Below are 12654 nucleotides of genomic sequence, written 5' to 3'. Positions count from 1 at the left end.
TCGTCTGATATAAAAGATAGGATTAAAGGGCAATGTGAGGGTAATGGCCAGCGTAAGCTGTGCGCAAAAACCCGAATTATTGGAAGGAAAGTAGATCACATGACCGATTTCAACTGGTCTGCATTAGACGAGCGCGCCGTAAAGATGGCGAAGGTTCTCTCGGCTGATGCTGTTGAGCGAGCAGGACACGGACATCCTGGCTCCCCTGTTTCATTGGCACCAATTGCGTACACCTTGTACCAGCACTTCATTAAGCACGATCCTGCTGACCCAAAGTGGGCTGGCCGCGATCGTTTTATTCTTTCTGGCGGTCACGCTTCGCTTACGCAATACGTGCAATTGTTCTTCTCTGGTTACGGCTTAACTCTTGACGATCTTAAGTATTTCCGTGGCGGTGCAGACACGCGTACTCCAGGTCACCCAGAATATGGCTTAACTCCAGGCATCGAAATGACTACTGGCCCACTCGGTCAGGGTCTTGCTTCTGCTGTTGGTTTTGCTTATGGTCAGCGCTTTGAGCGCGGTCTTCTTGACCCAGAAGCTCCAGCTGGCACTTCCCCATTCGATCACAAGGTTTGGGTTATTTGCGGTGAAGGCGACGTTGAGGAAGGTGTTTCTTCTGAAGCTGCTTCCTTGGCTGGAAACCAAAAGCTTGGCAATTTGACTGTAATCTTCGATGCAAACCACATTCAGATTGAAGGCGATACTAAGCTCACCTTCTCTGAAGATATTCTTGCTCGTTACCGTGCATACGGTTGGTACACCGATGAAGTTAGCTTCATTCAGCCAGACGGTTCCTACAAGGAAGACGTTCAGGCTTTGGCTGCTGCTATTGAAAAGGCTCAGGAAGTTACCGATAAGCCTCACTTCATTAAGGTTAATACTTTGATTGCTTGGCCAACCCCAGGCAAGACCAACAATGAAGCTTCCCACGGCTCTAAGCTTGGTGAAGAAGCTGTTAAGGGCTTGAAGGAACTTTGCGGTTTCGATCCAGAAGTTTCGTTCCCAATCGACGAAGAAGCTTTGGCTCATGCTCGCAAGGTTGCCGAGCGCGGTTTGGCTGCTCACAAGGCTTGGGATGAAGCTCTTGCAAAGTGGGCTGCTGCCAACCCAGATAAGGCTGCTCTTTACGATCGTCTTAAGGCTGGCAAGCTTCCAGAAGGCTTCGACAAGGCTATTGACGACTTGGTTGCTGGCTTCGAAGTTGGTTCCAAGGTTGCTACCCGTAAGGCTTCTGGCGCAGTTCTTAACGCAATTGCTGCTGTTATGCCAGAACTTTGGGGTGGTTCCGCTGATTTGGGTGGATCCAACAACACCAACATTAAGGGTGCTGACTCCTTCGGCCCATCCGAGGATGCAACTCGCACTTGGCCAAACGTTTCCGAGTACGGCCGTCAGCTTCACTTTGGTGTGCGTGAGTTTGCAATGGGTGCTATTACCAACGGTATTTTGCTTGGTTCTAACACTCGCCCATTCAACGGCACATTCTTCCAGTTCTCTGACTACGAGCGCCCAGCAGTTCGCTTGGCTGCTTTGATGGAGATTCCAAACCTCTACGTTTGGACTCACGATTCCGTAGCTTTGGGTGAAGATGGTCCAACTCACCAGCCAATCGAACACTTGGCTGCTTTCCGCGCTATTCCTCAGCTTGAGGTTGTGCGTCCTGCAGATGAGTACGAGACTGCTGAAGCTTACCGCTACTTCTTCGAGAAGAAGAACAGCTACCCAACAGCTATGATTTTGACTCGCCAAGGTGTTCCAACTCTTGCAGAAACTGCTGAGAAGGCTCGCGAAGGCGTAAAGCACGGCGCTTACGTTTTGGTTGATTGCGAAGGCACTCCAGACGTAATCGTCATGGCTACTGGCTCCGAAGTTCAGTGGGCTGTTGCTGGTGCCAAGACTTTGGCTGCAGAAGGCATTAAGGCTCGCGTTCTTTCTATGCCATCTCTCGAATGGTTCGAAGAGCAAGACGAAGAGTACAAGGAAGCAATCCTTCCAAAGTCTGTTAAGGCTCGCGTTTCCATCGAAGCTGGCTTGGCATTGCCTTGGTACAAGTATCTTGGCGATTGCGGCAAGGCTGTTTCTATCGAACAGTACGGCTTGCAGGGCGACGGCGGTCAGAACATGATCGACTTGGGTATTACTGCTGAGCACGTAGTAGAAGCTGCTAAGGCTTCTATCGAAGAAGCACGCGCTTAAGATAGCAAGTAATAAAAATAAAACTTGATGTGTCAAAATAAAATTGATTCATCACAAAAACTCGAAGTGCTAATTTAGCAACTTCACTGGAAACAGCAAAGGCGTGTTGATGTTAAGCTACAGATGGTTTAACATCAACCGCTGTTTCCTGTAAAACGCCAACACTACCAACGTGTTCCAATTGGTGGAGCACAGTGTTAAGGAGATAACATGACTGAAGCAACGCAGCGCACTAGCGATTCCGGCGTTTCTATTTGGTTGGACGATTTGTCCCGTACCCGCATTGAGTCTGGCTCTTTGCAAGATTTGATTGCTAACAAGAATGTTGTTGGTGTTACTACCAACCCATCTATCTTCCAGAAGGCTTTGAGCCAGGTTGGCCCATACGACGCACAGCTTAAGGAACTCGGCAAGGTTGACGTTGAGACCGCTATTCGCGAGTTGACCACTACCGATGTTCGTAACGCAACCGATATCTTCCGTGAGATTGCAGAAAAGACCGACTTTGTTGACGGCCGCGTCTCCATCGAAGTTGACCCACGCTTGGCTCACGATACTGCTAACACCGAAAAGCAGGCGGAAGAGCTTTGGGCAAAGGTTGATCGTCCAAACGTTATGATCAAGATTCCTGCAACTTTGGAAGGTCTTCCAGCTATCACCGCTACCCTCGCTAAGGGTATCTCCGTGAACGTAACCTTGATCTTCTCCCTCGAGCGTTACGAGCAGGTTATCGACGCCTTCATCGAAGGTATTGCTCAAGCTGCTGCTAACGGCCACGACTTGAAGCACATTGGTTCCGTAGCTTCCTTCTTCGTCTCCCGCGTTGATAGCGCTGTTGACAAGCTCCTCGAAGCTAACGGTTCTGCTGAAGCTAAGGCTCTTGAAGGCAAGGCTGCTGTTGCTAACGCTCGCTTGGCTTACGAACTCTTCGAGAAGAAGTTCGCAGCTGATCCACGTTGGGCTGAACTTGAGGCCAAGGGTGCTAAGAAGCAGCGTCCACTTTGGGCTTCTACTGGCACCAAGAACGCAGCTTACTCTGATTGCAAGTACGTTGACGAGTTGGTTGCTGAGCATGTTGTTAACACCATGCCAGAAAAGACTTTGAACGCTCTTGCTGATCACGGCAACGGTGCTGCTTCCATTAAGGGCACTTACGAAGAGAGCCACGCTGTTATGAACAAGCTTGCTGAGCTTGGCATTAACATTAAGGACGTTACCGACAAGCTTGAGGCCGACGGTGTTGCCGCCTTCATCAAGTCTTGGGATTCCGTGATTGCAGACGTACAGTCTGGCATCGATCGCGTAAACGCCTGATTTGATTAATCAGCAATAAATAAACATTAAACCGCACATGAACGTGGATTAGTTCACACATGTGCGGTTTTGTTTTGCATTTTTATCAATCGCAATAAAAAAGCTACCCAGTGTTATTTTCTAAGCTAAGTAATTGAAAAGAGACAGACAGTGTAGTTCTGTCTCTTTTCACGTAGAATTTTTTAATTGGCAGAAATATATACCTGATGGATAGGTATGTGTTCCTGCCTATTTTTATGCAATTTTTCAAAACAATAAAGAACATTATTAGATTAATAAGGAGGAAAATATGAAAACATTAGTAAAAAAGACAATGGGTCTATTGATGGCAACATTAGTAGCATTTGGTGTAATGGCTGGAACTACACAGGCATTTGCGAACGAAGGGCAACCTGTATATAACAGCTAAGAGGAGTAAGACCTTTTTTGTCTGATAAATTCGATATTACGAAGTATAAGAATTATAAGTTATTGGAAGATTATGATAAGAAGAACTTGTTTGATGTGGAAGAGTATTTGAAGAATAGGGAGAAGGTAAAAATAAACAAAAACAGTGTGATTATAAGAATATAGTTGAATATTATTACAAATTATTTTCGGGTATAATTTATTTATAAACCACTAACAAGGCTATGGAGCTTGGTTATATTGATCCTGTGATGTAAATAAAAAGGAGGATTTATGAAAAATACGAAAAAATGTCCAAAGTGTGGGGGAAGTGAAATTATATTTGTGCCTGGATCTGCTGGTGCTTATGGGACTGGAAATAATGTTATGACTGGCCATACAATTATGTCGGCAGTACCTGTTGATAGGTATATTTGCACTGCCTGTGGTTTTAGCGAGGAGTGGATTGACCTTGATAATATGGATAAATTAAAAAAGAAATATGATGAGATTTAAATGAGAGTTACTTTTATATGGGGCTGGGATAGATGATTAATAAACCAAATGTGCCAATTTGCTTTGTAAATCTTTATTTCAGCTGCCTTTCTCACAATTTTGTCTGTGGCATCTCAATAATAAATTTTAGCATGCGTTTCATCTTGATATTCTTTTAGAACTTTATTGAATTCCTGACATGCTCCAAAGCCTGAACTACCAAAATAGAGCACTTATCCAGTTTTAAGATTTGAGATATTATTCTCCTGTAATACTGAAAATGAGGGTCTTAAGCCGCTCAAATGAATATATGCAATAAAACCAACGAATAACATTATGACAATAGCTGGAAGTATACGAGATACTACACTTTTCATAACTCAGTACTCCTTTTTCGTAAATTGTAATAACGACAATAGGAAAAACATAACAATATACATTAGAGCAATAATGCAAGTTACAGACGTAAGAGCAGTGAACGAGTCTGGTGATAAATAATAAAATATCTGAAAAGAATACACGGATGTTTGAGACAATATTATGTTTATCAAATTCGGCAATATCCATAATAATATAAAGGAAAGAATCATCGTAACACCAACTTTTTCAAAATATATCAACAGATTCATATTTATAGCAATATACAAAAGGAAAATTATCGGATATACGAGCAGTTGATGCATAACTATCCCTAGAGACGAGTAATTTAGTGATAAAAATACCAAATTTACGACTAGATAAATGCTTACGTATTCACCATATATAAAACACAATAATTTAATCCTATTAGGAATATACTCTAGATAATAATGAATAATTTTCTTCTCTTGCCATTCACCAATTGATAATATCTGATATAGGCTTAAAAATAGTATAGTTATCGTTGAAAAGAACTTATATTGTGATAAAAATGCACCTCTTTTAGCTTGAAATACTATAAACACGCAACATGCCAAATACAAAACAAAAGACAATAAGAAAAGCTTCTGATGACTAAACTTAATAATTTCTGATTTTATATAGTACTTCATTATCATCTTCCTCCAACATAAAAGCTTTAATATCATGCGTAATATCACTGTATTCCACGATTTGTACCCCATGCTCAATCAGCAATTTAAGAACCTTGGCAATATCCCCTCTAGGCAATTTAATTCTAAAAGTTGATTCTTTGTTATCTTTGCTACGACAAAAAACCTCATATCTGTTAGAAAGCAATTCACTAATATCCACATCATTTACAACAATCACATTATAAATTCTTAGATTATCGTTAAAATTAACAATTTTTTGAATTTTCCCTTTTTTTAAATACCATACAATATCAGCAATTTCACCTAACTCATCTAATATATGACTTGAAATTACAAGGCTTTTACCTTGTGAGCGCAATGACAAGATAGTGTCTTTTAACTGCTTTATAGTAAGAACATCTAATCCATTGAAAGGTTCATCAAGAAGAATAATTTCACTATTTGAGAGCAATATTCTAGCAATATTTAATTTTTGCTTCATACCTAGCGACAATTGTTTAAACTTTTTATTTTTTGCTTCGTCGAGACTCACCTGATGCAATAATTTATCACAATTAAAGTCTTTTCTCCCCATCAAAGCAGCAAACACTCTAAGATTATCCTGTACAGAAAATTCGTCATAAAAAGATGGATTCTCAATAGCAAATGAAAGTGAACCGTCCAATTCAATATTGCCTTGATAATCAACTATCAAATTTGCAATGCACTTCATTAACGTGGTTTTTCCTGAACCATTATTGCCTACTAACGCAATAATTTGCCCAGCACTGCTTTCCAAAGAAATGTCATCTAAAACGACTTTTCCCCCATATGATTTTTTCAAATGAGATATCTTCATAAGATTACCTCTTAACAAATGAAACTAAAAATTTCCGATCTCCTTTTACAGAAATCTTACTATCTTCACCAATAAAAATTTTAGGACTCTCTTCGTAGATAACAGCATTTTTAACATTTCCTGGCTGTTTCTGAGCACGCACAAAAAGAGCATCATCAAGCTTGTACAGCTTTCCAGCAAAGCGTATCTCTCCTTTGCCTCTCTTTGCATAAATAGCATACACTCCTGGCTTTAACGATAAGTTATCGTTATTCTTATAATCTCCTGAAACTAGTGTTGGCAAATCATCACGAACCATACCAAAACGAACATTATTTGTCTTATACCCTACATACAGCAGACTGACAAGACCTAGGATTACTATGGTAGCTGCAAATATCCATTTTTTGCTTTTCATTTCTTAATCACATCCAAATCTATTATTTCATCAGCAATTTTATCGAACATTGCATCATGAGTAACAATAAAAATCATATGCAACATTCTTACCAATAGAAGCATAGTTTACGATAATGGGAATCAAGCGAAGAATATCTCTCCAAATCTAAAAATTTTTGTATAGCAGGCTTGCCAAGACTATAAACCATAATAATCATCTTCTCTCTTTCAGGTAAAAACCTCATATAGAGCTAAATACGCAACATCATAGACGAATGTTACATCCTCGACTCTTACTATAGTTATAAGGCATTTATGATGTCTTGTAAATACACTGTAACGAAAATGTTATAAAACATATATACCAGATATTTCCACCAACTTTCATCCTGACATTCATGTAATTATCGCGAATTATGTATGATTTTGAAGATAAAATTCACATGAAAATATGCAGACTATCCTCTATTACGATTGCTCATTTTTCTCAATTATCGGGTTATAGACCAAAAAATAAGGTACGACCACACCTTATATGTGAAATCTTACCTTATTTTTGTTTTATGACTTCAATTTCCCACTTCACAGGGTGGGTGCAAAGTGTGTGCACTTTTTAACGTTAACATCCTGTGCACTCAACCCTAAAGCGTTGATATCTTCCCTCATACAGCCAAACTTGAATTTATATATCTACTGTTTTAATAAGTTTGATTGCCCTTGATGATACTAACTCGTCTTGGCTCATTTCCAAAAGGTTCTTTTTATCTACCCACTTATAATTAACCGTTTCTCCTTTTTGAAGAGCAATTGCATTTTTCTTACAATCGGTTACGCATAGATATTCAACATAAAGAGAGCGGTAAACATCCTGCACAAATCTTCCGATCTCCATAATTTTTGAAGCTTCAATACCTGTTTCTTCTTTTAATTCTCTTACTGCACATTCTAATGGTGTTTCATATTGCAATGCAGAACCACCTGCTGTCAACTCCCACATTCCACCGAATTTCTTTTCAAAATCTCTTTGCATAATAAGGTAAGTCCCATCTATATGTTTAACAATTACTTCGCCCACCAAATGATACATGCCGTCAGGAATTGGTTCTCCTCTCACTAATGTAATATTCTTTAATTTATTAAATTCTTTATCATACGCATCCCAAATCTCAGCCATAAAACCCTCCATAAGGCCTGATTGTCAATTTCATTAAATATGAATTTTATCTTTCTCCAGTGGATACAAAGCCATTGTTCACTTCTACATAAAGCTTACCAATCTCAATATCCGTGATGAGCACTTGATTAGAATCAGATTCAACCTCACAAACTCCCACATCATGTGGCAAACTCACAACAATTTCAGGCATACCCTGAGTAAACCACCTCAGCCAATTCGAAGCTGAGACTTTTTTAGTTTGAATAAGCCTTATAACATTTTGCGCTTCCTCAACCCTCAATATATCTTGTTCACAGTTAAAAGCTCACACCAAAGGTATCAGCACGTTTCACCGTTAAACGAACATCTTTCGTCTCTGCGATAAACTTCTTATTATCCATTACTTACGTTAATTAGATAAATAAATACATAAATTACAATTGAACTAGTATAGAAATATTCTATTTTTCATATAACATAGTAAAAGTAGTGAATAAAGTACGAGGAGGTAATTTGTGAAGAAAAGATATATGTTGAGAAATATTTTTAAAACCAAATATAATTTCCATAATATTGTTTTAATCGTTTTCATTGGACTATTAGCAGGTTTCTTATCAGGATTGTTCGGTGTAGGTGGAGGAATGGTGATAGTTCCTGCATTAACTGTTTTTATGAAATTTGATCAGCGTCATGCTACTGCTACTTCTCTTGTTGCCATAATTATAACGTCGCTTTGTGGAAGCATTGTTTACGGTTTAAACGGCAAAGTGTCATTTTTATCAGCATTTTTTCTAATAATAGGTTCAGTTTTCGGATCACAAATTGGGGTATATTTTTCACATATTTTGCCTAAAAAAATATTTCCTTGGTGTTTTACACTTTTTGTATTACTAGTTATATGTTCTAGTCAAGTTTGGATTCCGTTAAGAAATGTAGATTTTAATGTTAGTTTTTTAAAAGCTATATGTCTTATATTTATAGGCGTTGTTTCTGGTATTTTTTCAGGTATTTTAGGCGTTGGCGGCGGAGGAATTATAGTTCCATGCGTGCAACTTTTGCTCGGCATGGGAGACCTTATGGCAAGAGGAACTGCTTTGCTTGTCACGCTTCCTACAGCTATAAGTGGCAGTATTGCTAATGCTCGTTACCATTATACTCATTTTACTGAAGGAATTATTATCGGTATTTTTGCGACATTTACTGTAAACTTAGGCGCAATAATTGCGCGCAGTATTTCACCTTTTATATGCAATATATTGTTTTGTATTTTTTTGTTCAGTGTATGCTTACGAATGATATTAAAAACAGGTATTTTAGCTAAGAATAAGCGTTAAAAAGTTTAAGATTGGCTTGATAGCTTGATTTTTGAGCATAAAAATAGCCTAGAGAGGATTACCCCTAGGCTGACTTTTGTAACATTTCAAACGCTCACAATCTTTTGGCTTTTACGATGCCCTTTCAATATCCACACTAATCTCTGATTTAAAAGTTATACTGAACCTGTCCTCGTAAACTTTTATTTTCTTGATGTACTTTCTTACCAGCTTCTCGTCATACTCACTAATATCGTGACGCTCACTTTTCAGAAAATCTTCCATTTCTCTGATTCGTCTTTTAGCATCTTCTTGACCTGCTTTTTCTATAAGAAGCTGCTGTTTCTTACCTTTCAGCTCATCAATCTCGTTGGCAGTTTTCGTGTAGTCTTTTTTAGCTTTAAGCAAGGTTAATAGTATCGCTTGTTTATCCGCGATTTTTTTATCAACCGTTTCAAGCTCACTTAAGTTGTTTCCCGCGATAATTTCTCTAATATTGTTATTCAACGTATCCAATACTTCACCAGGTACGGTGAGTATTTTGTTTATGGCTTTCACTGTAGCAGACTGCAGTTCTTCCTCTTTTACTGTCGGAGCATCGCAAGCACTAGGACCATTTTCCCATCTGGTACAACAACGCCAAACAACAGAATGCACTCCTCGGTTGTTCCAAGCAATTCTTCTGTAAACATCCCCGCATTTAGAACAAACACATAAACTGGATAAAGCGTACTTACTGGAATAAACTCTCTTTTTTTTTATTCTCCTCACCACTAAACATGTTGGCTCGTCTTACCATTTCTTCTTGGACTTTAAAGAAAATATCTCTTGGAATAATAGACGCGTGGCTATCTTTTACATAATACTGTGGTTCTGTTCCATCATTTTTTATACGAACATGGTTAATAAAATCTGTCGTCTTTTTAGTTTAAGAAATTATAAAAAAGCAAAGTACGCTTGACAAAAAAAGCAAAGCGAGCTATACATTATATGTAAAGTTAACTTGCTGTTGAAGGAGGAAAATGAAAAATACAATTTTTCGATTAAGAAAACAGCATAAAATAACTCAAGAAGAATTGGCAAATGAAGTTGGAGTTACAAGGCAGACCATAACTTCCATTGAAACTGGAAAATATATAGCATCACTGCCGTTGGCTTTTAAAATTGCTAAGTTTTTTGATACAAGTATTGAAGAAATATTTAGCATAGAGGAGGACGATTAATATGAACAAATTAGAAAAATATAAAAAAGAAATAGGATTTAGAATTACTATTTTAGTCTTATTATGTATGGTTGCCTTACTCGCAGTTATTATTGGAAATTTTTACTTAAAATATAAATTTCCATTAAAAGAAGATGTGACAGATTATGTAGTAGTATTTTTTATTGGACTTGAACTTGTATCTGTATTCTACATGTCAATGCTTGGTAGAGCATATAGAAATAGAGATATATTGGAGAAGATGTATACTAAAGAAACAGATGAGAGAATGATATTAATAAAGATGAAGTCAGGATCAAATATAATACCTATATTCTCAATGGTTATTGTAATAGTTTCTTTAGCTGTAGCATATGTAAGTTATGAAGCCTTTTTAGCGTTAATAATAGTTGCATTTGTACAAATAATATTTTCTAAATTATTAAAAGTATATTGGTCAAAAAAGATTTAAAAATATCATATTAAAGGTATTAGACGATAGACAGTTAAAACTCTATCGTCTTTTTTTATACTCAAAATTAGGAGGTAAAAATGGTAAGGATAAGAAGCCACACTTAAAACAATTTAATATATAAGACATTTAGCGATTGAAATATAAGTTCAGTCGCTTTTTTAATTGAAATTTATAGATTAAGGAGAAGAAATTAATGGATAGATAAATGATAATTTAGCTGCCTAATCTTCGATTGTCGCTTGCCCGTTCATGAGCATAGGTAAAAGCCAATCACGGAGAGCTATCAAAGCTCTATTTTCGCGTTGATTAGACGATATAGTCGTATAAGCAGGCATAGCAATTCTATTAAACACCTTAAGTTCAATCTCATTTGGAATATAAATGGGTCGATTATTAACTAGTGGTTTATCACAAGAAAGTACAGCATCACCACTAATGAAAAATGGGTATTATACATTGAGATCTTTAGCTGTTCCGACTTGAATGGTAGATTTCTTCTCTTCACTGATAATGTCACCAAGCTTTCCGTTTGACTCTCTACGAAAGAATTCGTCACACAACTTCGCCAGTAACGAAAGGTGGGTTATTCACAATCTAGTAAAAGATTTGAATTAAGCCAGCTGGCAACGCCATTATTGTTGTTGGAATCACAAACCTCGTCCGCAATCGCAAGCAACCGAGGATTACTATTCGATACCGCTACACCGTATCCCCCTGCGCGGAACATGTCTATATCTATAATATCGTCTCCAAAAACGACTGTGCGGCTCGGCTTCACACCCAAACGATTGCAAATAACGTTCAAAGCATGCCCCTTGTTTGCAAGAGGATTCGTAAGCATCCACAAAACATCTTCGCTAATGTGTAGCGAAAAATCGGTTGGAAGAATGCTCTGAAGTTTTTCCTTCTCACTCTCTCGAGGAACAATAATAATCTTGTCTGCAATGCCACTTGGAACATTAGAAAAATCGGTAATAACAAAATCCTGCTCGTTCCAAAGCATACGAACATCAAAGTTAGTGTAACGAACATCGTTCATAACAATGCCAATGCGAAGCGTAGGAATCTCATTAAGCAAGCGCAAACACACACTACAAGCATGTTGAGAATCAAATCCAAAACGCGTAAGAGTATCAAGGCTTCTTTGCGAAGTAAGCTCACCTATCGTGCTGTGAGCACAGTCAAAATCAATAAGAGCACCATTAAGGTACGCGCAAACTTGAGCATTCAAATCGTGAATAAAATCAAAAGCACTTCCAACAGGTCGAGCAGTAATAATCGCAAGCGGAATTCCACATTCACTCAAACGCTTAGAAGCGCTAACAGTTTCTTGGCTTAAATATCTGCTTTCAAAAGCATTAGCATCATGAAGCATAGTGCCATCAAGATCTGCTACCACAAGAGAAGGAGAAAAATGAAGCATAACAATAACCTAATGTATTTTAATTAGTCTAACATCTTCTAACATCTTAAAAAGCATAGCAAAATATACGCCTGCTCTGCTTATAAAACAAAAGCGCGCAATCTTTCGACTACGCGCTTAAAAGAATACTTAGATAAGTGAGAACTTAGTCATAAGATTCAAGGCAACAATAACAGCCACCCAAATCAAAGCTATAATAACAGTCCAACGATTCAAGTTCTTTTCTGCAACACCAGAGCTACCAGCGTTCTTCGTTAAACCGCCGCCGAACATATCGGAAAGGCCGCCGCCCTTGCCCTTGTGCATCAAAATCAACAATGTTAACAAAATGCTGGTGAGCACAAGCAACACTTGCAAAACAATTTTCACAGCGGACACAAGTAACCTCCTGTTTTTGGTACTCTGTAAAGCATAGTAAAAGCCATTGACCTATGCGCTAA

Annotated in this window: 13 protein-coding genes and 1 pseudogene; 6 read left to right on the top strand and 8 right to left on the bottom strand. The window is 38.2% G+C overall.

What is annotated here, in order from left to right; all coding sequences use genetic code 11:
- Positions 1-99 precede the first annotated feature (99 nt).
- The 3 genes from tkt to D0T20_RS03585 all read left to right on the top strand — a co-directional run bounded on the left by tkt (position 100) and on the right by D0T20_RS03585 (position 4416).
- Complete coding sequence (tkt, locus tag D0T20_RS03595; protein WP_116438411.1) at positions 100-2199, top strand: transketolase; 2100 nt, start codon at positions 100-102, stop codon at positions 2197-2199.
- 210 nt (positions 2200-2409) lie between these two features.
- A complete protein-coding gene (gene tal, locus D0T20_RS03590) occupies positions 2410-3513 on the top strand; it encodes a transaldolase (RefSeq protein WP_016798447.1) in 1104 nt (367 codons plus the stop codon).
- 681 nt (positions 3514-4194) lie between these two features.
- Positions 4195-4416, top strand: a complete 222-nt coding sequence (locus D0T20_RS03585) for a hypothetical protein (RefSeq protein WP_004111696.1) — start codon at positions 4195-4197, stop codon at positions 4414-4416.
- Between the two features lie 359 nt (positions 4417-4775).
- On the opposite strand, the gene D0T20_RS06505 is transcribed toward D0T20_RS03585, so the two are convergent.
- The 5 genes and pseudogenes from D0T20_RS06505 to D0T20_RS03555 all read right to left on the bottom strand — a co-directional run.
- Positions 4776-5426, bottom strand: coding sequence for a hypothetical protein (locus D0T20_RS06505; protein WP_116438410.1), 651 nt, complete (start codon positions 5424-5426; stop codon positions 4776-4778).
- The gene (locus D0T20_RS03570; protein ID WP_116438722.1) at positions 5395-6267 is read right to left on the bottom strand and encodes an ABC transporter ATP-binding protein; all 873 of its coding nucleotides are present in this window, start codon (positions 6265-6267) and stop codon (positions 5395-5397) included. The genes D0T20_RS06505 and D0T20_RS03570 overlap by 32 nt, the downstream gene beginning before the upstream one ends.
- Positions 6268-6271: 4 nt before the next feature.
- Positions 6272-6664 carry a hypothetical protein gene (locus tag D0T20_RS03565; protein WP_016828761.1) on the bottom strand — a complete coding sequence of 131 codons (393 nt, stop codon included), beginning with the start codon at positions 6662-6664 and terminating at the stop codon, positions 6272-6274.
- A gap of 663 nt (positions 6665-7327) precedes the next feature.
- The gene (locus D0T20_RS03560) at positions 7328-7819 is read right to left on the bottom strand and encodes an NUDIX hydrolase (RefSeq protein WP_032812826.1); all 492 of its coding nucleotides are present in this window, start codon (positions 7817-7819) and stop codon (positions 7328-7330) included.
- Between the two features lie 64 nt (positions 7820-7883).
- Positions 7884-8202: pseudogene (locus D0T20_RS03555) on the bottom strand (hypothetical protein); the annotation flags it as partial.
- 129 nt (positions 8203-8331) lie between these two features.
- On the opposite strand from D0T20_RS03555, the gene D0T20_RS03550 reads away from it, so the two are divergent.
- Positions 8332-9135, top strand: coding sequence for a sulfite exporter TauE/SafE family protein (locus D0T20_RS03550; RefSeq protein WP_016635451.1), 804 nt, complete (start codon positions 8332-8334; stop codon positions 9133-9135).
- A gap of 111 nt (positions 9136-9246) precedes the next feature.
- Here D0T20_RS03550 and D0T20_RS03545 read toward each other — a convergent pair whose 3' ends face one another.
- On the bottom strand, positions 9247-9885 hold the full coding sequence (locus D0T20_RS03545) for a recombinase zinc ribbon domain-containing protein (protein ID WP_240320601.1): 639 nt from the start codon (positions 9883-9885) through the stop codon (positions 9247-9249).
- Positions 9886-10136: 251 nt separating this feature from the next.
- On the opposite strand from D0T20_RS03545, the gene D0T20_RS03540 reads away from it, so the two are divergent.
- Entirely contained in the window at positions 10137-10337 is a 201-nt protein-coding gene (locus D0T20_RS03540) for a helix-turn-helix transcriptional regulator (RefSeq protein ID WP_016785011.1), read from the top strand.
- 1 nt (position 10338) lies between these two features.
- Complete coding sequence (locus D0T20_RS03535; RefSeq protein WP_116438409.1) at positions 10339-10788, top strand: hypothetical protein; 450 nt, start codon at positions 10339-10341, stop codon at positions 10786-10788.
- A 586-nt stretch (positions 10789-11374) separates the two neighbouring features.
- Here the strand turns inward: D0T20_RS03535 and D0T20_RS03525 are convergent.
- Complete coding sequence (locus tag D0T20_RS03525) at positions 11375-12214, bottom strand: HAD hydrolase family protein (RefSeq protein WP_116285817.1); 840 nt, start codon at positions 12212-12214, stop codon at positions 11375-11377.
- Between the two features lie 129 nt (positions 12215-12343).
- The gene (gene secG, locus D0T20_RS03520; protein ID WP_004115170.1) at positions 12344-12592 is read right to left on the bottom strand and encodes a preprotein translocase subunit SecG; all 249 of its coding nucleotides are present in this window, start codon (positions 12590-12592) and stop codon (positions 12344-12346) included.
- Positions 12593-12654 lie beyond the last annotated feature (62 nt).

Origin of the sequence: Gardnerella piotii (assembly GCF_003397585.1) — a bacterium.
Lineage (GTDB): Bacteria > Actinomycetota > Actinomycetes > Actinomycetales > Bifidobacteriaceae > Bifidobacterium > Bifidobacterium piotii.
The sequence above is the reverse complement of the archived record's forward strand: the minus strand, read 5'-3'. Positions and strand labels throughout refer to the sequence as shown.